This is a genomic window from Streptosporangium sp. NPDC050148 (assembly GCF_055586505.1).
In genome coordinates, this window is sequence record NZ_JBVJIA010000022.1 from 65,516 (window position 1) to 86,171 (window position 20,656).

Here is a 20,656-nt window from a genome sequence, read left to right on the forward strand (position 1 = left end):
GGCGGTCGCCGACGCGCACCGTCGCGAGTGGGCCTACGTGCTCGCTGCGACGGTGCGGGTGACCCGCGACCTCGACGCCGCGGAGGAGGCCGTGCAGGACGCCTACGTCCAGGCCCTGCGGACCTGGCCGCGCGACGGCGTCCCCGACAGGCCCGGTGCCTGGCTGACCACGGTCGCCCGGCGGAACGCGCTCAACGCCATCCGCCGCCGCCGGACGCTGGAGACGAAGCTGCCCCTGCTGCTCGGCCCCGAGGACACCGGGGAGCCCGATCACCCGGACGCGCCCGAGGTGTTCGGGGCGCCGGGGGCGTCCGGGACGGACGGCGGGGCGATCCCCGACGACCGCCTCCGGCTGATCTTCACGTGCTGCCACCCGGCGCTGGCCGAGCAGGCGCGTACCGCGCTCACGCTGCGCCTGGTGTGCGGCCTGACGACCGCCGACATCGCGCGGGCCTTCCTGGTGCCCGAGGCCACGATGGCCGCCCGCCTCACCCGGGCCAAGAAGAAGATCGCCGCCGCGCGCATCCCGTACACCGTGCCGTCCGCCGCCGACCTGCCCGAGCGCGTCGACGCGGTGCTCACCGTCCTGCACCTGCTGTACGCGGCCGGGCACACCGCCCCCTCGGGCACCGGCCTCGTCCGCGACGAGCTGGCCGGACGCGCGCTCGACCTGGCGCGCACGCTGAGGCTCCTGCTGCCCGCCGACCGCGAGGTGGCCGGGCTGCTCGCGCTGCTGCTCGCCCACCACGCGCGCCGCGCCACCCGGACCGACGCCCACGGCCGCCTGCTGCGCCTTCAGGAGCAGGACCGCTCGGCCTGGGACCGCGAGATGATCGCCGAGGCCGACCGGCTCGTGGTCGAGGCGCTCACCGCCGGGCCGCCCGGCCGGTTCACCCTGCAGGCCGCGATCGCGGCGCTGCACGCCGAGGCCCCCGGTTACGCGGAGACCGACTGGCCGCAGATCCTGACCCTGTACGACGAGCTGCTGCGGATCTGGCCGTCGCCCGTCGTGGCGCTGAACCGCGCGGTGGCGGTGTCGATGGTGCACGGCCCCGAGGCCGCGCTGACCGAGGTCGAGGCGCTCGAACGGGAGGGACGGCTGGCCGGGTACCTCTACCTGCACGCCACCAAGGCCGACCTCCTGCACCGTCTCGGCCGCGACACCGAGGCGGTGCGGTCCTACCGGGCGGCCCTGGAGCTCAGCGGCAACGTCGCCGAGCAGGAGTTCCTCACCGAACGCATCCGGTCGGCCGGTTCGAACACCGATCTCCCCGGCTGACACCACCCCGGCCGGGACGAGAACCCGACGGAGCAGGGACCGGCGGGGCAGGGGCACGACGGGGCAGGACACGACGGGGCAGGACACGACGGGGCCGCGGCACGACGGCGCGGGACGCTCAGAGCAGCGCGAACGCCGGGGGGAACAGCAGGTAGGCGCCGGCCACCAGGCACGCGCCCGCCACCAGCAGGAACAGGAACACCCAGAACCCTCCGGGCAGGAAGGTCAGCCGGGCGAGCTGGTCGGCGTCGGAGTCGGGCGCCCGGCCGCGACGGCGCTTGCCCTGCAGTTCCACGATCGGCCGCACCCCGCCCAGCAGCAGGAACCACACGGCCAGGTAGGCCAGGACCGCGTCCATGTCGGGCGCGGCGTACCAGGTGAAGGCGGCGATCGCGCCCCCGGTGGCCAGCAGGCTCACCACGCCGAACAGGTTGCGGATCAGCAGCAGCATGCAGAACAGCAGTCCGATCACGACCGTGATCAGCACCGCCACGTAGCCGGACGCGGTCAGCCAGGCCCCTCCCAGCCCCAGCAGGGAAGGGGCGACGTACCCGGCGGCGGCGGTCAGGATCATGCCGAGCCCGCGCGGCCTGCCCCTGGTGAGGGTCACGCCCGAGGTGTCGGAGTGCAGCCGGATCCCCTCCAGCTTGCGCCGGGTGAGCAACGCCACCAGCGCGTGCCCGCCCTCGTGGGCGATGGTGATCAGCCCCCGGGACAGCTGCCAGGAGGTGGACCACGACACCACGCCCAGCGCCACCAGCGCCGACAGCAGCACCACCCACAGGGGCGGCCCGGAACGGGCCGTGGTCAGGGTCACCCAGACGTCGGACAACGCTCACTTCTCCTTCGCGACATGGGAGCAAAGCGTCCCACGTCCGCCGGTGTGCTGGCGATAAAGTCGGGCCGTGCCGAACATGATTCCGGGTCCCGCGCACGCCGCCGGGCCCGGGACCCCGCGCGCACTACACTCGGTCCGCAGGACACCGATGGTCGGGAGAGACTCGTGAACGACCGGAACGCCGCGCTCATCGAAACGTTCTACGACGCCTTCGCACGACGCGATCCCGACGCGATGGAGCGCTGCTACCACCCGGACGTCACCTTCGGCGACCCCGTCTTCCAGGAGCTCGAGGGACGCGACAGGGTCATGGGCATGTGGCGGATGCTGCTCGGCCGCAGCGCCGACCTCAGCGTGACCGTCCGCGACGTCACCGCCCGCGACCACGAGGGCGCCGCGCACTGGACCGCCCGCTACACCTTCGGCAGGACGGGCCGGAAGGTCGTCAACGAGATCGACGCCCAGTTCCGCTTCGAGGACGGCCTGATCGTCCGCCACCACGACGACTTCGACCTCAGGCGCTGGTCCAAGATGGCGATGGGACGGCCGGCCGGGGTCGTCCTCGGCTGGACCCCTATGCTCAGGGCGAGGATCCGCAGTACGGCGATGGAGTCGCTGCAGGAGTTCATGAGCACCCGATGAGGAGGGACGCGTGACCGACCGGCGACTGAGGGGGTTGCGCAGCCTGGTGCGCGGCCGTTCCGCCACCGGCAGGGACTCCCCGGAGCGGTCGATGGACCCCCGGTCCGCCGGTGACGAGCCGCCCCCGCCCCGCTCGCGCGTCATCGACAACGCGATCTACGTCGACGGGCACCGCGCCGCCACCCCCGGATCGCTGCCCGAGGCGTTCGAGCGCCTGAAGAACACCCCCGGCAGCATGGCCTGGATCGGCTTCTACCGGCCCGAGGACGGGGTCATCGTCAACGTCGCCGAGGAGTTCGACCTGCACGAGCTCGCGGTCGAGGACGCGATCGTCGCCCACCAGCGGCCCAAGGCCGACCGCTACGGCGACACCCTCTTCGTGGTGCTGCGCCCGGCCCGCTACCTCGACGAGACCGAGGAGGTCGACTTCGGCGAGCTGCACGTCTTCGTCGGCCCGAACTTCGTGATCACCGTACGGCACAGCGAGGCCCCCGACCTGTCCCAGGTCCGCCGGCGGATGCAGCACGACCCCGACCTGCTCGCCCAGGGCCCGCAGGCCGTGCTCTACGCCATCCTGGACGCGGTCGTGGACGGGTACGCCCCGGTCGTCGCGGGGCTGCAGAACGACATCGACGAGATCGAGGTGCAGGTCTTCGGCAACGAGCCCGGGGTCTCCCGCCGCATCTACGAGCTGTCCCGCGAGGTGATCGAGTTCCAGCGGGCCACCCGGCCGCTGCTGGGGATGATCGAGGGCTTCATCGCGGGCGCCGCGAAGTACGGGGTGGACCAGGAGCTGCAGCGCTACCTGCGGGACGTGGCCGACCACGCGATCACCGTCGCCGAGCGGGTCGGCGGGTTCCGCCAGATGCTCCAGGACATCCTGGTGGTCAACTCCACCATGGTCGCCCAGGCGCAGAACGAGCACATGACCAACCTCACCGAGGCGAGCAACGCCCAGAACGAGGAGGTCAAGCGGATCTCCGCCTGGGCCGCGATCCTGTTCGCCCCCACCCTCGTCGGGACCATCTACGGCATGAACTTCGACGTCATGCCCGAGCTCCACTGGAGGTGGGGGTACCCGTTCGCGGTCGTGCTCATGGCGGGCGTCTGCCTCACCCTGTACGTGGTCTTCAAGCGCCGCGACTGGCTCTGACCGGCCGCGTCCGTCCCGGGTCCCCGCCGGGCGGGGGTCAGGGGCGGGGGAGATGGGCCTGTGCCCAGGCCAGGTCGAGCGTCCGCAGGGTCTCCGGGGTGGGGACGCCGTCGTCGTCCCATCCGGTGATCCGGTAGTACAGCCGCAGCGCCGCCGCGAAGCCGTCCTCGTCGAGCAGGACCCCCTCGTGGCGTCCGGCGTCGACGGGCTCCTCGTGGAAGCGCCGGGGCAGGGCGTCGTCGGCGGCGCGCAGGCCCTCGCGGAGGTTGTAGACGCGCATCAGCTGCCAGCGCCGCCTGCCCCAGACGAACAGCTCGCTGTCGCTCGTCCGCCAGCCGGTGACCGCGGCCACCAGGCGCGCGATGCCCGGCAGGTCCAGTTCGCGGACCGGGGGACCGGCGAAGAGCGACAGGCAGAGCGCGTCCATCCCGCTCCACATGTCGACGAGGAGGCCGGTCCGCACCACGCGCCGGTCGTCGAGCAGTTCCATCGGCTCGTATTCGAGCGTGCCGAGCGTCCGCATCTGGTCGAGGCCGTGCCGCCACCCGCCCACCGGGTCGAAGTCGATGTCGTGCTCGACGATCTCGTACCGCGGCCCGACCGGGCTCACGGCGTACGCCAGCGCCTGCCCGGCCGAGGCGCGCGGTTCGAACGAGACCATCTCCAGTCCCTTGACGTGCATCGCCAGCGGGCCGAACTCCTCGCCGAGGGCGTCGGCCGCCCGTCTCACCCCCTCCGACAGCAGGCGCACGGGCTCCCTGCCCAGGGCCACCGTCTCCAGGAAGGCGACGAGCGCGGGAGTGTCCCCGAACGCCGGAGGCTCCGCGCCGAGACGCCGCGCGTCCAGCATTCCCCTGGCCGCGGCCTCGCAGGCGAACGACACGGTGAAGGCCAGCGAGACGGGGTCGACCCCCCACAGGTGGCAGCGGGCGTTGAGGTCGAGGAGGGTCGCCGTGTCGGTGATGCCCAGCCCCAGGCCGAACGCGGCGAAGGCCTCCTGGTGCAGGCCGCCCGCGCGGGCGTCGACACCGTTGTCGAAGATCTTGATGCAGTCGTTCGGGCAGCCGGGACAGTTGCCCTCGCCCTTGACCAGAGCGGAGACGAGCCTCTCGCGCATGTCGCCGGGCAGCGCGGGGAGGCGGCTGGTGCTGTAGTTCGTCCCTCCGCCGTAGCCCGCGTTCGCGTCGCCGTCGGCGATCCACGCGCCGAACCCCGGGGGGTCGTGCTGCACGGCCGTGAGGTCGTTCCCCGCGATCCGCCCGGCGTACTCGGCGGTGAGCCGTTCCAGCTCCGCCGCGTCGTGGACGGCGGGGGCGGAACCGCCGGCGATGACGACCGCCTTGAGCCTCTTGGAGCCCATGACGGCGCCCAGCCCCATGCGGGCGGCCGGGAACGTCCGGTCGGTGACGATGCTCGCGAAGCGGACGAGGGACTCGCCGGCCTCCCCGATGACGGCCACGTGCGCGTCCGGCCCGTGCCGTTCCACGAGCCGGTCGGTGGCGGCCGCGGTGTCCAGGCCCCACAGGGATCCGGCGTCGTGCAGGCTCGGCCGCCCGTCCTCGACGAGGAGGTAGACGGGCCGGTCGGCGGCCCCGCCGATGATCAGCCCGTCGTGCCCGGACGCCTTGAGGGCCAGGCCGAACGGGCCCTCCACCCGGGCCTCGCCGATCCCGCCGGTGAGCGGGGACTTGGCGAGGACCGCGAAGCGGGGGAGCCCGACGTAGGGATGCCCGGCGATCACGCTCGACCAGAACGTCAGCAGCGCCTCCGGCGCGAACGCGTCCAGCCCGGCGGGGGTGAGGTCGAGGAGGAGCTTGGTGCCCATCAGCCCGCCGCCGACGTAGCGGCGGTAGTCGTCGGCCGGAGGGGTGAGGACGCGGGTGGCGCCGGTGCCGAGGTCGACCCTGAGCAGGGTCCCGTTGTACCCGGGGGTGGAGGTCACGAGAGCGTCCCGGAGCGGACCCGCTCCAGTTCGCGGGCGTGGTCCCCGGCCCCGCGGACGACCGTGTTGCGCAGGGTGCCGACCTCGGCGACGCCGATCTCGACGAGGTCGCCGGGCTCCAGGGTGAACGGCAGGTCCGGGACCAGGCAGGTGCCCGTCGACAGGACCGCCCCGTCGGCGAAGGTGTTGTCGCGGAACAGGTACCCGGCCAGCTCGGCGAAGCCGCGGTTGAGCTGCGCGGTCGAGGCGGAGCCGTGCCAGACCCTGTGCCCGGCCCGGGTGATGGACAGCTCCACGGTCAGGGCGCCGGGGTCCTCGACCTCCCAGGCCGGCCGGATCGCCGGGCCGAGCGCGCACGCGCCGTCGTAGATCTTCGCCTGGGGCAGGTAGAGGGGGTTCTCCGCCTCCAGGCTCCGCGAGCTCACGTCGTCGCACACGGTCAGGCCGAACATCTCGCCCGCGCTGTTGAGGACGAGCGCCGCCTCGGGCTCGGGCACGCTGATCGCCGAGTCCGCCCGGACGGCGATGGGCTCGCCGTCCCCGACCACCTTCCAGGCGACGGCCTTGAAGAACAGCTCGGGCCGGTCGGCGTGGTAGACGCGCTCGTACACGTCGGCCTCGTTGAGGCTCTCCTCCATCCGGGCCAGCCGCGAGTTCTGGTACGTCACGCCCGCGGCCCACACCTCGGTGCGGCCGTCGACGGGAGGCAGCAGGACGACCTCCTCCAGGGCGGTCCCGGCTCCCGAGACCCCCTCGCACAGGTCGCGCGCCCGCCCCAGGGGCAGCCGCAGCAACGCGGCCACGGTCTCCGCCCCCTCGACGGGGACCACCCGCCCTTCGCGGAGCACGCCGACGCCGGCGGGTGACCGGCGATCCCGGCGGTAACGGACGATGTGCACGGGGGGCTCCTCAGCGTGGTTCGCGACGGTGTCCTGGACGGCCCGGAAGCCACAAGGACACCACGTCCTGTCAGACATACGATGTTTAAGTCCCCGTGCGCTCAAAGTCAAGGGTTCCGTCCCCAGGCGTCCTCGAGGAAGACGTCGGTCCGTAAACCCCGGACAGAAGCGACGAATGTTTCCCTGCGGCTCCGACCGACAAGATGTGAACAGGTCTTTCTCCGACAACGAGTGAACCTTCCCGGGACGACCCTGCGCCCGGAACGCCGGGTTTTTACCTGCCGGAAATCTATTGACAACACGCGGGGCCGGGTGTTTCGTGGCCTAAACATTCGATGTTTGGTGTGACGAGGTCCGCCGTGCGAGCCGTGACGAAGGAAGCCCCCTTGACCAAGATCACCGCAGTCGAGTCCGTCGACCTCCGCTTTCCCACCTCGCGCTGGCTCGACGGCTCCGACGCGATGAACCCCGCACCCGACTACTCGGCCGCGTACGTGATCATCCGCACCGACGCCGGAGACGGCCTCGAAGGGCACGGGTTCACCTTCACGATCGGCCGGGGCAACGAGCTGTGCACCGCCGCGATCGACTCCTACGCCCCGTTCGTGGTGGGCCTCGACCTTGAGGAGACCCTGGCCGACCTCGGCGGGTTCTGGAAGCGGCTGACCGGCGAGAGCCAGCTCCGCTGGCTCGGGCCGGAGAAGGGGGTCGTGCACCTGGCGGTGGCCGCCGTCGTCAACGCGGTCTGGGACCTGCGCGCCAAGCGGGAGGGCAAGCCGCTGTGGCGCCTGCTGTCGGAGATGAGCCCCCGGGAGATCGTCGACCTGGTCGACTTCCGCCACATCGCCGACGTCCTGCCGCCCGAGCGGGCCCTGGAGCTGCTGGAGTCACGCGTCGGCGGCCGGGCCGAGCGCACCGCCCTCATCCACCGCGAGGGCGTGCCCGCGTACACCACCTCGGCGGGCTGGCTCGGCTACAGCGACGACAAGCTCCGCACCCTCGCCACCGAGGCGGTCGACGCCGGCTGGCGGCACCTCAAGCTCAAGGTCGGCGCCGACATCGGCGACGACGTCCGCCGCGCGGGCATCCTGCGGGAGGTGCTCGGTCCTGACCGCAAGCTGATGATGGACGCCAACCAGGTGTGGAACGTCGACGAGGCGATCCGCAACATGGAGGCCCTGGCGCCGTTCGACCCGTGGTGGATCGAGGAGCCCACCAGCCCCGACGACGTCCTCGGGCACGCGGAGATCGCCCGCAAGATCGCCCCGATCCGCGTCGCCACCGGCGAGCACGTCCAGAACCGCGTCATGTTCAAGCAGTTCCTCCAGGCGGGCGGGATGGGCTTCTGCCAGATCGACGCCTGCCGGCTCGGCGGGGTGAACGAGGTCGTCGCGGTCCTGCTGCTGGCCGCCCACCACGGCATCCCGGTCTGCCCGCACGCCGGCGGGGTGGGCCTGTGCGAGTACGTCCAGCACCTGTCGATCTTCGACTACATCGCCGTCGGCGCCTCCTTCGACGACGTGGTGGTGGAGTACGTGGACCACCTGCACGAGCACTTCCTCGACCCGGTGCGGATGAGGAACGGCCGCTACGTCGCCCCCTCGGCCCCCGGCTACAGCGCCCAGATGCACGAGGCCACCCTGCGCGACCACGCCTGGCCCGGCGGCGCGGTCTGGGCGGACGCCCGATGAGCCCGGTCGTGTCCATGTCGGGGGTGCGGCTGGCCTTCCCGGGCACCCAGGCACTGGACGGCGCGGACTTCGAGATCGAACCGGGGGAGATCCGCTCCCTGCTGGGCGAGAACGGCGCCGGCAAGTCCACGCTGATGAAGGTGCTGGCCGGCGCCGAGCGGCCCGACGACGGAGAGATCCGCGTCGACGGCGAGGTCGTCGCCCACCAGACCCCCAGGAACGCGCGGGAGCTGGGGATCGCCATGGTCTTCCAGGAGATGAGCCTGGCGCCCAACCTCACCGTCGCGGAGAACATCACGCTCGGCCGCCCGCCCGCCTCGTACGGCGTGGTGTCCTGGAACGGCGTGCGCGAGCGGGCCGCCGAGGCCCTGGAGCAGCTGAACGTGGGCGTCCCCCTGGACGCCCTCGCCCGCACCCTCACGATCGCGCAGCAGCAGATGGTCGAGATCGCCAAGGCGGTCGCCGGCGACCTGAAGGTCCTGATCCTCGACGAGCCGACCTCCGCGCTCACCGAGACCGAGACGCAGGAGCTCTTCACGCTGATCAGGAGGCTGTCGGCCCGGGGCATCGCGGTGGTCTACATCTCCCACAACCTGGAGGAGATCTTCGTCGTCTGCGACAGCGTGACCGTGATGCGCGACGGCAGGACGATCGCCACCCACCGGACCGCGGAGACGGACGTCGACCAGCTCATCGGGGAGATGGTCGGCCGCGTGCTGTCGGACATGATGCCCAAGGAGTCGATCCCCCGGGGCGAGGTCGTCCTCGACGTCCGCGACCTCGTCGTCGACGGCAAGGACGTCCCCGTCAGCTTCCAGGCGCACCGCGGCGAGGTCCTGGGATTCGCCGGCCTGCTCGGAGCCGGCCGCACGGCGCTGATGCGCTGCCTGGTGGGAGACATCCCCCGCACCTCGGGGACCGTCGAGCTGCACGGCCGGCCCCTCGACCCGCGCCGTCCCGGCGACGCGATCCGCAGGGGCCTGGGCTACCTGTCCGACGACCGCCGGGCCAGCGGCATCGTCGGCGGCCTGAGCGTCCGCGAGAACATCGGCCTGGCCTGCCTGTCGCTGAACGCCCGATACGGCGTCATGAGGTCGCTCCAGGAGAGACGCCTGGCCGTCACGACCGCCGAACGGCTGCGCATCGTGACCAACGGCGTCGAGAAGAAGGTCGGGGAGCTGTCCGGGGGCAACCAGCAGAAGGTCGTCCTGGGCAAGTGGATGGCCGCGGGCGTGGAGGTGCTGATCCTCGACGAACCGACCCGGGGGATCGACGTCGGGGCCAAGGCGGAGGTCTACCAGCTCGTCAACGACCTCGCCAGGGAGGGCAAGGCCGTCATCCTGGTCTCCTCCTACCTGCCCGAGGTCCTCGGCATGAGCGACCGGGTGCTCGTCATGCGCGCGGGCTCCATCGTCGGCGAGTACGACCGCGAGGACGCCACGTCCGAGTCGGTGATGTACGACGCCACCGGCCAGGCCAAACCCGAGGAGTTCACCCGGGTCACCGGCTACGTCGACTCGCTCCTGGCCGGGCCCGCCACCGGGGCCACCGGGGCCACAGGGCCCGCCCCCGGAGCCACCGGGGATCCCGGGACCACCGAGCCCCCCGGGGATCCCGGAACCCCCGCCGCTCCCACCCCCGCCCGACCCACCGGCACCCCGAAGGAGCGTCCGTGAAGACCACCGACGAAGCACCGCGGCTCGCGGGCGGCTCACCGGGCGTGCCCTCGTCGCCACCCGGCGCGCGCTGGCGCGCCCTCGTCGCCCCGCTGGGCCAGCAGCTCGCCCCCTTCACGATCGTGTTCGTGATCTGCGTCGTGCTGTGGATCCTCACCCCGCACTTCCTGACCACCTCGAACATCCTGGGCAACCTCGTCCAGATGTCGAGCCTCGCCATCATCGCGGTCGGCGCCACCATGGTCATCGTCGCGGCCGGCATCGACCTGTCGGTGAGCACGGTGGTCGGCCTGGCCGGGGTCGTCTCCACCGTGTCCATCGTCGAGTACGGCACGGGCGTCCCCCTCGGGCTGCTCGCCGGCGTCGCGGCCGGCGGGCTGGTCGGGCTCGTCAACGGCCTCCTGGTGAGCAAACTGGGGCTTCCCGCCTTCATCACCACGCTCGGCACCCTCAGCGTCTGCGGAGGCGCGGCGCTGCTGATCACCGACGGCAAGGCCGTGTACGGGCTGCCCGACGGCTTCAAGTGGCTGGGCAACGGCACCGTGCTCGGGATCCCGGTCCCGATCATCCTGATGCTGGTCGTGGCGTTCGCCGGCCACTTCCTGCTCTCCCGCACCACCCTCGGCCGCGCGGCGTACGCCATCGGGGGCAACCCCGAGACCGCCCGGCTGTCGGGCATCAACGTCGCCGCGATCCTCATCGCGCTGTACGTGATCTCCGGCCTCCTGGCGGGGCTCGCGGGCATCCTCGAGGCGTCGCGGGTCGTCAGCGGCCAGCCCACCGCGGGGACCAACTACAACCTCAACGCCATCGCGGCGGCCGTCATCGGAGGCGCCAGCCTCTTCGGCGGCGAGGGAAGGATCGTCGGCGCCGTCGTCGGCGCGATGATCCTGCAGCTCATCGGCAACGGCAGCAACCTGCTCAACATCTCGACGTTCTGGCAGAGCGTCATCGTCGGCGTCGTGGTCATCCTGGCCGTCCTCTACGACCAGATACGCCACCGCCGGGCCAGAAAGGCCACCTGATCCCCCCATCCGCCCCACGCGGCCCGGCCCACGAGACCGCCCCGCCGCCCGTCCTCCACCGCCGTGCACCACCCCGCCTGATCGAGGTCACCATGAACACCAGCAGGAACCCGGCACACCGCAGGACGCGGCGCGCGCTCGCCCTCGTCCCCGTCGTGTGCCTCTCACTCGCCCTCACCGCGTGCGGCAGGGACCAGGGCACCACCACCGCGTCCGGCGGCGGGGCTGGGGGCCAGAAGCTCACCATCGCCGTCGTGCCCGGATCCACCGGCTACTTCTACTGGGGAAGCCTGCACGCCGGGGCCAAGGCCGCCGCGGACGAGCTGGGCGCCGAACTGGTGTGGCGCGGCACCGCCACCCAGAGCGACATCACCGGCCAGACGAACATCCTGCAGGACTTCGTCAACCGCAAGGTCAGCGGCATCGCCTTCGCGGCGAACGACACCAAGGCCCTGGCCCCGATCGTCGAGCAGGCCGCGGCGGCCAAGATCCCGATCGTGAGCGCGGACGCGGGCATCGACCCGCAGTCGATCCCGCTCATCGCCACGGACAACGAGAACGCCGCGGGCCAGGCCGCCGACTTCATCGGCGAGAAGCTGGGCGGCAAGGGCAAGGTCGCCCTCCTGCCGTTCCTGGCCACCTCGGCCACCTCGCAGGCCCGGGAGAAGGGCTTCACCGACCGGCTCACCGAGAAGTACCCCGACATCGAGATCGTCGCGAAGAAGTACACCGACGGCGACGTCAACAAGTCGCTGACCATCATGAACGACGTCCTCAGCGCCCACCCCGACCTCAACGCCGTGTTCGGCCTCAACGAGCCGAGCGTGATCGGCGCGATCCGCGCGCTCGAGGCCAAGAAGACCAAGGGCGTGACCGTCGTCGGCTTCGACAACGCCCCCGACGAGGTCAAGGCGCTCAAGGCCGGCACCGTGGCCGCCCTGGTGGTCCAGGACCCGTACAAGATCGGTTACGAGAGCGTGATGGCGCTGAAGAAGATGGTCGACGGGGGCACGGTGGAGAATGTCGACACCGGCGCCACTCTCGTCACTCCGGACAACATCGACGATCCGAAGATCGAGAAGTTGATCAACCCGCCGGTCGAGAAGTAACCACACCGACCTCACCCCGGAGGGGCCCCGCCGTGCGAATCACAGACATCGCCATCGAGCGACTTCGCGAGCTGATCGTGTCCGGCGTGTTCCCCCCCGGGGCCAGGCTGCCCTCCGAGACGGAGCTGGCGCAGCAGCTCGGCATCTCCCGCGGATCGATGCGCGAGGCGGTCAGGGCCCTCACCCACGCCCAGATGCTCTCGGTACGGCGCGGCGACGGGACCTACGTGACCGACCTGCAGCCCGAGGAACTGCTCCGCGGGATCGGGTTCGCCGCCCAGCTCGCCCGCAACGACACCGTTCTCGACGTGATCGAGGTCCGCAGGCTCCTGGAGCCGGCCGCGACCGCCCTCGCGGCGCTGCGCATGTCGGACGAGGCCCTCGACACCCTCAGGACGCACCTGGAGGCGATGCGCAGGACCGCCGGCGATCCCGAGTCGTTCGTCGAGCACGACGCCGCCTTCCACAACTGCATCGCCGAGTCGACCGGCAACATGTGGCTGGCCGCGGTGCTGCGCGGCCTGGCCGATCCCACGATCCGCTCCCGGCGGCTGAGGGTCGCCTCCCAGGAGGACGTCTCCCAGCTCACCCTGCGCCAGCACGAGGACATCTTCAACGCCCTCCTCGAACACGACCCGGCCCTCGCCGAGGCGACCGCCCTGGCGCACGTCCACTCCACCCAGCGCGGTCTCCGCGCCATCCTCGACGAGTCGGCGGGGCCGGCTCGCCCACACCCGTAACGATCTCCGGTCACCGGCCGCGCCACACCGCGCCGGCACAGCAAGAGGAGTACGAACCATGGACAGCATGCAGGCGCTCGCCGAGCTCGGCGTGACCCCCGCCCTGACCCCCGAGCAGCGCGAGGCCCTCGACCGCGACGGGTTCTTCGTCGTCGAGAACGTGCTCACCCCCGAGCAGTGCGCGGCCATGCGCGAGGAGTTCGACCGCATCGTCGAGGCGGAGGCCGGCAGCGGCGTGGTCATGGACGCCGAGGCCGGCGCGACCCGGCTCTCCGACCTCTTCAACAAGTCGGACGTCTTCGACGCGGCACTCGCGATCGAGCCGGTGCTCGCGGCCTCCCACTACCTCCTCGGCGACTTCAAGCTGCACGGCGCCAACATCCGCGACCCGCACCGGGGCGGGGGCGACCAGCCCCTGCACAGCGACGTGCCCAAGAGCGGGGAGGAGGACTGGCGCCTGGTGAACGCGCTCATCGTGCTCGACGACCTGACCCTGGACAACGGCCCGACGCGCATCGTGCCCGGCTCGCACCGCCTCCCGCACAACAACACGCCCACGGTGAACCTGGCCGAGGGTGAGGAGCAGCGGGGCGACTACGGCGACCAGTCCAGGTTCCCCGAGGACCCCTACGCCGAGTACCCCGGCCAGATCCTCTTCACCGCCCCCGCCGGCTCCGTCGCCGTCTGCAACGCGAGCCTGTGGCACGGCGGCACGTCCAACAGGGACGGCGCCCGCCGCCGCATGCTGCACCTGACGTACACGCGGCGGGACCTGATGCAGCAGTTCGTGCAGCAGGACCACCTCACCGAGGGCCTGTACGACCGGCTCTCCCCGGCGCAGCGGTACCTGTTCGACGTCCAGGCACCCACCCCGGCCTGATCCGCCCGACCGTACGAAAGGACGTCACATGGCATCGCCGATCGCCCCGCTCGCCCCGGTGGCCGCAGCGGCCGGGACCGCCCGCCCCCTCGGCCTGGGCACCGCGCCCCTGGGCAACCTGTTCACCGGCGTGCCCGAGGAGGACGCGGCGGCCGCCATCGGGACGGCCTGGGACCTGGGGATCCGGTCGTTCGACACCGCGCCGCTCTACGGCTACGGCGAGTCCGAGCGCAGGCTCGGACGCGCCCTGCGCGACCGTCCCCGGGACGAGTACACGATCTCCACGAAGGTGGGCCGCCTGATCCGCGAGGGCGCCCCGCCCTCGCCCGAGCAGCTGCACGACGGCGAGCACTTCTACAAGACCTCCGGACGGGCCAACCCGGTCTTCGACTACGGCTACGACGGGGTCATGCGATCCCTCGAGGAGAGCCTGGAACGGCTCGGGCTCGACCGCGTCGACCTCCTGTACATCCACGACCCCGACGACCACTACGCCGAGGCGGTGGAAGGCGCGTACCGGGCACTCGACAGCCTGCGCGAGCAGCGGGTCGTCCGTGCGATCGGGGTGGGGATGAACCAGTCCGGGATGCTCGCCGACTTCGCCCGGGACGGACGGTTCGACTACTTCCTGCTCGCCGGCCGGTACACCCTGCTCGACCAGGGCGCGCTGGACGAGCTGCTGCCGCTCTGCCTCGAGAACGGCATCGGGATCAACGCGGGCGGTGTCCTCAACAGCGGAATCCTCGCCGACCCGTCACCCGGCGCCACCTTCGACTACGTCCCCGCGTCGGCCGAACGCCTCCGGCAGGCACGCGCCGTCGCCGAGGTCTGCGCCCGCCACGACGTACCGCTCATCGCCGCGGCCCTGCAGTTCCCCACCGCCCACCCGGCGATCGGCAGCATCCTGGTGGGCGCCCGCAACGAGCGGGAGGTACGTGACAACGACCGTCTCCTCTCCCACCCGATCCCGGCACAGCTCTGGGAGGACCTGCGGGAGCGGAGGCTCATCGCCCCCGGCGCCCCCGTCCCCGGATGACGAGCCCGGCACGGCGCGGGGAGAACACGCCAACGCCGTCCCAACGCCGTCCTCAGCGTCGATCCGCGCACCGGCACGAGCCACGGCCCGGTCGCCGACGAGACCGGTCCCGCCCTCGCCGACGACGTCGCCGGCGGGTCCCGCAGGACCCGCCGGCGCGATCAGCCGAGCCTGGTCAGGATCAGGTCCAGCTTGCCCTCCATGGAGTCCATGCGTCCCTCCATGGAGTCCATCCGGGTGTTCATGGAACCCATGGCGCTTTCCAGGGAGTCCATGCGGGTGTTCATGGAACCCATGGCGCCTTCCATGGCGCCCATCCGGACCTCCAGGCCGTCGACCTTGGTCTCCAGGCCGTCGACCTTGACGTCCAGGCCGTCGACCTTGGCGGACAGCGCGGAGAGGTCCTCCCTGGTCGCCATCCTGTTCATGATCTCTTCGAACATCGGCGCGGTGTACGTCACGATCTCCTCACGGATGATCGTGGGGAGATCGTTCAGGGTCTCCTTCATGTCGGCCAGGTCGGAACCCGTCCGGAAGGCCCAGGCCTCCAGGTCCGCCACGCGCTGACCGGTGTTCTTGATCGCCACGTCGGGCATGTTACCTCCTGATCAGGGGGATGCGGAGGGATGACCGTCGCGGGACCGGGGCCGTGGTCCGTGACGACGTGGCACAGATTGAACACGAGACGTCACCGTCGCGGGACGGTTTTCCGGGATTTCGGCCGGGCCGCTCACGGGACCCTGGCGGGTCGGCCGAGCAGCTTGCGTGCGGCCGTCTCGATCTCGTCCTCCGACAGCAGCACGTGCCCGGCGGCCTCGCCCAGCGGGACGAAGCTGTCGCGGGAGGTCACCCGGGCGATCCTGCCGGTGAAGCCCGCGTCGAGCAGCTCGGTGACGATGCCCTCGGAGACGCCCCCGGTGCGGCGGGTCTCGTCGGCGACCAGCACCCTGCCGGTCAGGTCGGCGGCCCGCATCAGGTCCTCCACCGGCAGGGGGGAGAGCCAGCGCAGGTCCAGGACGCGGCAGCCGTACCCCTCGGCGGTCAGCCTGACCGCGGCGCGCAGGCTCATCCGCAGGCCGTTGCCGAAGGTGACGATGGTCAGGTCGCGGCCGTCGCCGTAGCTGCGGGCGCGGCCGATCGGGACGTGCGTCTCCGCCCAGCGGGCCGGGGGGGCGTAGGGGGAGAGCCAGCCGCCGTCGCCGTCCTCGAACATGTCGCGGGTGTTGTACAGGGCGATGGGTTCGAGGAAGACGCAGACGCTGCCGTCGCTACGGGCGGCGGCCAGGCAGCTGCGCAGCATCGAGGCGGCGTCGTCGGGACGGGCCGGGGAGGCCACCACCAGCCCGGGGATGTCGCGCAGCGCGGCGACGGAGTTGTCGTTGTGGAAGTGGCCGCCGAACCCCTTCTGGTAGGCGTACGAGGCGACCCGCACCACCATCGGGTTGCGGAAGGCCCCCCGCGAGAAGAACTGCAGGGTCGCGGCCTCGCCGCGGATCTGGTCCAGGGCGTTGTGCAGGTAGGCCAGGTACTGGATCTCGGGCACCGGCAGCAGGCCGGAGACGCCCGAGCCGAGCGCCAGGCCCAGCACCGCCTGCTCGTCGAGGTGGGTGTCGAAGACCCGGCCGAGCCCGAAGCGCTTCTGCAGGCCGCGGGTGACGCCGTAGACGCCCCCCTTGCGCGCCACGTCCTCCCCGAAGACCAGCGTGTCGGGATGGGCGGCCAGCGCGTCGACCAGGGTGCGGTTGACCGCCTGGGAGAAGGTCAGCGGCCCCTCCTGCTCCGGGAGCCTGCCGCCGAACGCCCTCGTCCTGGTGTCCGGCGCCGCGGCCGTCGTGCTCGCCGCCGCGACGGCGGCCGGGGTGCGCGGGGCCAGCGGCCCGACGATCTCGGCGGCCGAGGTCAGCCGGGGCCGCCGCGAGCTCTCCATGGCCATCTTGAACAGGTGCTCGCGCGTGGTCTCGTAGTGCAGCAGCAGGCCGTCGGGGGTGGCCAGGCCCGCCTCGACGAGCAGCCTCGCGGTGGTGACGAGCGGGTCGCGCAGCAGGTCGGCGTCGATCTCGCGCTTGCTCCGGTAGGACAGCTCCACGTCCGAGCCGGCGTGACCCATCAGCCGGACGGTGCCGACACGCAGCAGGGCGGGGGAGCGGGTCTCGCGTACGTGGTCCGCGGCGGCCCGCGCGACGTCGTGGACGTCCGCCAGGTCGCAGCCGTCGGCCTCGAAGTACCTGATCGCCGGGTGGCGGGCGGCCTCGACCCAGCCGTCGGGGGTGCGCACGCTCAGCCCCAGGCCGTTGTCCTCGCAGACGAACAGCACCGGCAGCGCCAGCTTCTGGTACGCCCCGTAGGCGGCGGTGTTGATCCCGGTCAGCGCGCTGGCGTGGTTCATGGAGGCGTCGCCCAGGCTGCACACCGCGATCGCGTCGGCCGGCCACCGCCCCGGCAGGCCGAGCTGGCGGGCGCGCTCGATGGCGAAGGCCACGCCCACCGCGCGCGGCAGGTGGCTGGCGATCGTGGAGGTCTGCGGGATCACCGCCAGGTCGGGGTGGCCGAAGACCTTGTGCCGCCCGCCCGAGATCGGCTCCTCGGCCGAGGCGGTCAGGCCGAGCAGCACGTCGCGCAGCCCCTCCTCGGGCAGCCGCCCGGCCATCGCCGAGCGGGTGAGGTAGAAGGCGCCGGAGCGGTAGTGCAGCAGGGCGGGATCGGTGACGCGCAGCGCGGCGGCGACCGCGGCGTTGCCCTCGTGCCCGGCCGAGCCGATGGTGTAGAAACCCTGGCCCTGCTCGCGCAGCCAGCGGGCGGTGACGTCCAGCAGCCTGCTGCCGAGCTGGAACTCGAACAGCTCCCGGCAGCGGGCCCCGGTCAGGGTCGTGCCGTCCCGTACGGGCAGGCCGGGATCACGTGGCGCCCCGGGGGAGAGGGCGGTCACGGCCTCGGTGAAACGGGTCTCAACAGTGTCGCGCGCCACAGCCCGATTATGTCCTCATCGGGGGACGCCGTCCCGAACCTTCACATCTTTGATGCTCCCAGCTCAGTGGACCGGTCCCACTCGGCAGCCATTAATGCCAATTTGTAGGACTTATCGCTTGATCGTACGAAATAAATAGCTACTTACGTAAAGGGTGACATCTTCATTGGTCCGTCCTGGGATCTCGGCATCGTGGGCGAAAGCCGCAGGACGTACTCGCGTCCGATGTGGAGCCCGGGGAGGGCACCCGGCCGCGGGCGCGCGGGCCGGCACGGCACCGGCGTCCCGTCGCTCTCCGCGAAGCCCTGTCGGGTTAGCGGTTCCTAACCGAGAGGGCGGCCAGCGCCGCGCGGGCCATGCCGCGCAGCAGCTCGGCCATGGCGGCGGGCGGCAGCTCCCCGGCGCTGTGCGGGGTGGAGTTCAGCAGCCCGAAGACGGCGTGCGTGGCGGCGCGCAGGCTCGCCTGGGAGCGGCCGGGACACAGCTCGCTCAGCACGGTGACCCACTCCTCGACGTACAGCCGCTGGAGGCGGCGGATCCGCCGGCGCGCGGGCTCGGGAACGTTGCCCAGCTCCCGGTCGTGCACCGTGATCAGCGCCGGATGGTTCAGCGCGAACTCGATCTGGCAGCCGAGCAGGGAGTCCAGTGCCTCCTCGGCGTCGGCGGCCTCGGTCACCCGGCGCGCCCCGGAGGTGTGCAGGCGCTCGCTGACGTCCAGCAGCATCTCCGCGAGCAACGCCTCCTTGCCGCTGAAGTGGCGGTAGAGGGCCGGGCCCGAGGTGCCGACCGCGGCGCCGATGTCCTCGATCGAGACGCCGTGGAAGCCGCGCGCCGCGAACAGCGCGGCCGCGGCGTCGAGGATCTCCGCGCGCCGCGAGCCGCGGACGCGGGTGGGGGTCCGATCGGTCGTCACCCCTCGCATGGTAGACGGTAACGTTAATGATGACTAACATCGGCCGTGAAGGCGCCGGTCACCGGGCGGACGCCGCACGGACGACGGACGACCACGAGACCTGTGGCGCCCTACGCCGCCCTGAGGCGTCGTAAGGCGGCACGAGAAGGCGTCCGGCACGGCGCCGGGGCGACCCGGCGGCCGGGCGGCGATGACGCGATGACGGCGACACGACGGTGGCCCGGCGACACGGTGGTGACACAGCGGCGACGGAGCCGTACGAGGGAGGCTCGGATGAGTGGCTGGCCGGTGCTGCGGAGCACCTGCGACCCGGGCGGTGAGGGCTTCAAACGCAACGCCGAGGTCAACGAGGGCCTCGTGGCCGACCTCAGGGAGCGCCTCGCCGTCGCGGCGCTGGGCGGCTCCGAGAAGGCGCGCGCCCGGCACGTCTCCCGGGGCAAACTGCTGCCCCGCGACCGCGTCGACTCCCTCCTCGACCCCGGCTCGCGTTTCCTGGAGCTCTCCCAGCTCGCCGCGGGCGGGATGTACGGCGACCAGGCCCCCGCGGCCGGGATCATCACCGGGGTGGGCCGCGTCTCGGGCCGCGAGTGCGTGGTGGTCGCCAACGACGCCACCGTCAAGGGCGGCACCTACTACCCGATCACCGTCAAGAAGCACCTGCGGGCCCAGGAGGTCGCCCTCCACAACAACCTGCCGTGCGTCTACCTCGTCGACTCCGGCGGCGCCTTCCTGCCCCGGCAGGACGAGGTCTTCCCCGACCGCGAGCACTTCGGGCGGATCTTCTACAACCAGGCGACCATGTCGGCGCGCGGCATCCCGCAGATCGCCGCGGTCCTCGGCTCCTGCACCGCGGGCGGCGCGTACGTCCCGGCGATGAGCGACGAGGCGGTGATCGTCCGCAACCAGGGCACCATCTTCCTGGGCGGGCCTCCGCTGGTGAAGGCCGCCACCGGCGAGGAGGTCAGCGCCGAGGAGCTGGGCGGCGGCGACCTGCACGCCCGGGTCAGCGGCGTCACCGACCACCTCGCCGACGACGACCGCCACGCGCTGCGGATCGTCCGCGACATCGTCTCCACCCTCGGGCCGCGCACCCCCTCCCCGTGGGAGCGCGCCGAGCCCGAGGAGCCCGCGCACGACCCCCGCGACCTGTACGGCATCGTCCCCGCCGACACCCGCACGCCCTACGACGTCCGGGAGGTCATCGCCCGCGTCGTCGACGGCAGCCGGTTCGGCGAGTTCAAGGCCGAGTACGGCAGCACGCTCGTCACCGGGTTCGCCCGCGTCCACGGCCACCCCGTCGGGATCGTCGCCAACAACGGCATCCTGTTCGCCGAGTCGGCCCTGAAGGGCGCCCACTTCATCGAGCTGTGCGACCGGCGCTCCATCCCGCTGCTGTTCCTGCAGAACATCAGCGGGTTCATGGTCGGCAAGGCGTACGAGGCGGGCGGCATCGCCAAGCACGGCGCGAAGATGGTCACCGCCGTCGCCTGCGCCCGGGTGCCCAAGTTCACCGTGGTGGTCGGCGGCTCGTTCGGGGCCGGCAACTACGCGATGGCCGGGCGGGCCTACTCGCCTCGCTTCCTGTGGATGTGGCCGAACGCGCGCATCTCGGTGATGGGCGGCGAGCAGGCCGCCAACGTGCTGTCCACCGTGGGCGACGCCGACCCCGACGCCATCCGCGCGCAGTACGAGGAGCAGGGCAACCCCTACTACTCCACCGCCCGGCTCTGGGACGACGGGGTCATCGACCCCCTCGACACCCGCACCGTCCTGGGCCTGGCCCTGTCCGCCTCGGCCAACGCCCCCCTCGACCCCGTCGGCTACGGCGTCTTCCGGATGTGACCGCGACCATGACACACCCCTCGGAG

The 20,656-nt window shown here is 71.9% G+C and carries 17 protein-coding genes; 11 read left to right on the forward strand and 6 right to left on the reverse strand.

The window, feature by feature from the left end; translation table 11 throughout:
- The first annotated feature begins 37 nt into the window (after nucleotides 1-37).
- Nucleotides 38-1,279 carry an RNA polymerase sigma factor gene (locus tag ACZ6RT_RS24335; protein ID WP_470156300.1) on the forward strand — a complete coding sequence of 414 codons (1,242 nt, stop codon included), beginning with the start codon at nucleotides 38-40 and terminating at the stop codon, nucleotides 1,277-1,279.
- Nucleotides 1,280-1,397: 118 nt separating this feature from the next.
- On the opposite strand, the gene ACZ6RT_RS24340 is transcribed toward ACZ6RT_RS24335, so the two are convergent.
- Nucleotides 1,398-2,111, reverse strand: coding sequence for a M50 family metallopeptidase (locus tag ACZ6RT_RS24340; protein ID WP_344900539.1), 714 nt, complete (start codon nucleotides 2,109-2,111; stop codon nucleotides 1,398-1,400).
- 171 nt (nucleotides 2,112-2,282) lie between these two features.
- On the opposite strand from ACZ6RT_RS24340, the gene ACZ6RT_RS24345 reads away from it, so the two are divergent.
- A complete protein-coding gene (locus ACZ6RT_RS24345) occupies nucleotides 2,283-2,759 on the forward strand; it encodes a nuclear transport factor 2 family protein (protein ID WP_399192947.1) in 477 nt (158 codons plus the stop codon).
- A 10-nt stretch (nucleotides 2,760-2,769) separates the two neighbouring features.
- Entirely contained in the window at nucleotides 2,770-3,912 is a 1,143-nt protein-coding gene (locus ACZ6RT_RS24350) for a magnesium and cobalt transport protein CorA (RefSeq protein WP_470156303.1), read from the forward strand.
- 37 nt (nucleotides 3,913-3,949) lie between these two features.
- On the opposite strand, the gene ACZ6RT_RS24355 is transcribed toward ACZ6RT_RS24350, so the two are convergent.
- Nucleotides 3,950-5,854, reverse strand: a complete 1,905-nt coding sequence (locus ACZ6RT_RS24355) for an aldehyde ferredoxin oxidoreductase family protein (RefSeq protein ID WP_470156305.1) — start codon at nucleotides 5,852-5,854, stop codon at nucleotides 3,950-3,952.
- On the reverse strand, nucleotides 5,851-6,753 hold the full coding sequence (locus ACZ6RT_RS24360) for a fumarylacetoacetate hydrolase family protein (RefSeq protein ID WP_470156307.1): 903 nt from the start codon (nucleotides 6,751-6,753) through the stop codon (nucleotides 5,851-5,853). Before ACZ6RT_RS24360 ends, ACZ6RT_RS24355 begins: the two co-directional genes overlap by 4 nt.
- A gap of 386 nt (nucleotides 6,754-7,139) precedes the next feature.
- On the opposite strand from ACZ6RT_RS24360, the gene ACZ6RT_RS24365 reads away from it, so the two are divergent.
- The 7 genes from ACZ6RT_RS24365 to ACZ6RT_RS24395 all read left to right on the forward strand — a co-directional run bounded on the left by ACZ6RT_RS24365 (nucleotide 7,140) and on the right by ACZ6RT_RS24395 (nucleotide 14,910).
- Nucleotides 7,140-8,444 carry an enolase C-terminal domain-like protein gene (locus ACZ6RT_RS24365; protein ID WP_470156309.1) on the forward strand — a complete coding sequence of 435 codons (1,305 nt, stop codon included), beginning with the start codon at nucleotides 7,140-7,142 and terminating at the stop codon, nucleotides 8,442-8,444.
- Complete coding sequence (locus tag ACZ6RT_RS24370; protein WP_399192936.1) at nucleotides 8,441-10,120, forward strand: ATP-binding cassette domain-containing protein; 1,680 nt, start codon at nucleotides 8,441-8,443, stop codon at nucleotides 10,118-10,120. The genes ACZ6RT_RS24365 and ACZ6RT_RS24370 overlap by 4 nt, the downstream gene beginning before the upstream one ends.
- Nucleotides 10,117-11,145, forward strand: a complete 1,029-nt coding sequence (locus ACZ6RT_RS24375; RefSeq protein WP_399192934.1) for an ABC transporter permease — start codon at nucleotides 10,117-10,119, stop codon at nucleotides 11,143-11,145. The genes ACZ6RT_RS24370 and ACZ6RT_RS24375 overlap by 4 nt, the downstream gene beginning before the upstream one ends.
- A 92-nt stretch (nucleotides 11,146-11,237) precedes the next feature.
- Nucleotides 11,238-12,254 carry a substrate-binding domain-containing protein gene (locus ACZ6RT_RS24380; RefSeq protein ID WP_470156311.1) on the forward strand — a complete coding sequence of 339 codons (1,017 nt, stop codon included), beginning with the start codon at nucleotides 11,238-11,240 and terminating at the stop codon, nucleotides 12,252-12,254.
- Nucleotides 12,255-12,286: 32 nt separating this feature from the next.
- Entirely contained in the window at nucleotides 12,287-12,994 is a 708-nt protein-coding gene (locus ACZ6RT_RS24385; protein WP_399192930.1) for a FadR/GntR family transcriptional regulator, read from the forward strand.
- Between the two features lie 58 nt (nucleotides 12,995-13,052).
- A complete protein-coding gene (locus ACZ6RT_RS24390) occupies nucleotides 13,053-13,874 on the forward strand; it encodes a phytanoyl-CoA dioxygenase family protein (RefSeq protein WP_399192928.1) in 822 nt (273 codons plus the stop codon).
- A gap of 28 nt (nucleotides 13,875-13,902) precedes the next feature.
- Nucleotides 13,903-14,910, forward strand: a complete 1,008-nt coding sequence (locus ACZ6RT_RS24395; protein WP_470156314.1) for an aldo/keto reductase — start codon at nucleotides 13,903-13,905, stop codon at nucleotides 14,908-14,910.
- A 161-nt stretch (nucleotides 14,911-15,071) separates the two neighbouring features.
- Here the strand turns inward: ACZ6RT_RS24395 and ACZ6RT_RS24400 are convergent, their stop codons facing one another.
- The 3 genes from ACZ6RT_RS24400 to ACZ6RT_RS24410 all read right to left on the reverse strand — a co-directional run bounded on the left by ACZ6RT_RS24400 (nucleotide 15,072) and on the right by ACZ6RT_RS24410 (nucleotide 18,797).
- A complete protein-coding gene (locus tag ACZ6RT_RS24400) occupies nucleotides 15,072-15,506 on the reverse strand; it encodes a hypothetical protein (RefSeq protein WP_470156315.1) in 435 nt (144 codons plus the stop codon).
- A gap of 134 nt (nucleotides 15,507-15,640) precedes the next feature.
- Nucleotides 15,641-17,875 (reverse strand): thiamine pyrophosphate-dependent enzyme, encoded by a 2,235-nt coding sequence (locus ACZ6RT_RS24405; protein ID WP_470156316.1) that lies wholly within the window; start codon nucleotides 17,873-17,875, stop codon nucleotides 15,641-15,643.
- Nucleotides 17,876-18,188: 313 nt separating this feature from the next.
- Nucleotides 18,189-18,797, reverse strand: a complete 609-nt coding sequence (locus ACZ6RT_RS24410; protein WP_470156317.1) for an SACE_7040 family transcriptional regulator — start codon at nucleotides 18,795-18,797, stop codon at nucleotides 18,189-18,191.
- Nucleotides 18,798-19,061: 264 nt separating this feature from the next.
- On the opposite strand from ACZ6RT_RS24410, the gene ACZ6RT_RS24415 reads away from it, so the two are divergent.
- A complete protein-coding gene (locus tag ACZ6RT_RS24415) occupies nucleotides 19,062-20,630 on the forward strand; it encodes a carboxyl transferase domain-containing protein (protein ID WP_470156319.1) in 1,569 nt (522 codons plus the stop codon).
- Nucleotides 20,631-20,656: the final 26 nt, after the last annotated feature.

What these genes read in the sequence shown, in the direction of transcription:
- ACZ6RT_RS24370 (WP_399192936.1), top strand. Translation starts at nt 8,441, where the DNA reads ATGAGCCCGGTCGTGTCCATGTCGGGGGTGCGGCTGGCCTTCCCGGGC.
- ACZ6RT_RS24380 (WP_470156311.1), top strand. Translation starts at nt 11,238, where the DNA reads ATGAACACCAGCAGGAACCCGGCACACCGCAGGACGCGGCGCGCGCTC.
- ACZ6RT_RS24390 (WP_399192928.1), top strand. Translation starts at nt 13,053, where the DNA reads ATGGACAGCATGCAGGCGCTCGCCGAGCTCGGCGTGACCCCCGCCCTG.
- ACZ6RT_RS24395 (WP_470156314.1), top strand. Translation starts at nt 13,903, where the DNA reads ATGGCATCGCCGATCGCCCCGCTCGCCCCGGTGGCCGCAGCGGCCGGG.
- ACZ6RT_RS24400 (WP_470156315.1), bottom strand. Translation starts at nt 15,506, where the DNA reads ATGCCCGACGTGGCGATCAAGAACACCGGTCAGCGCGTGGCGGACCTG.
- ACZ6RT_RS24410 (WP_470156317.1), bottom strand. Translation starts at nt 18,797, where the DNA reads ATGCGAGGGGTGACGACCGATCGGACCCCCACCCGCGTCCGCGGCTCG.
- ACZ6RT_RS24415 (WP_470156319.1), top strand. Translation starts at nt 19,062, where the DNA reads ATGAGTGGCTGGCCGGTGCTGCGGAGCACCTGCGACCCGGGCGGTGAG.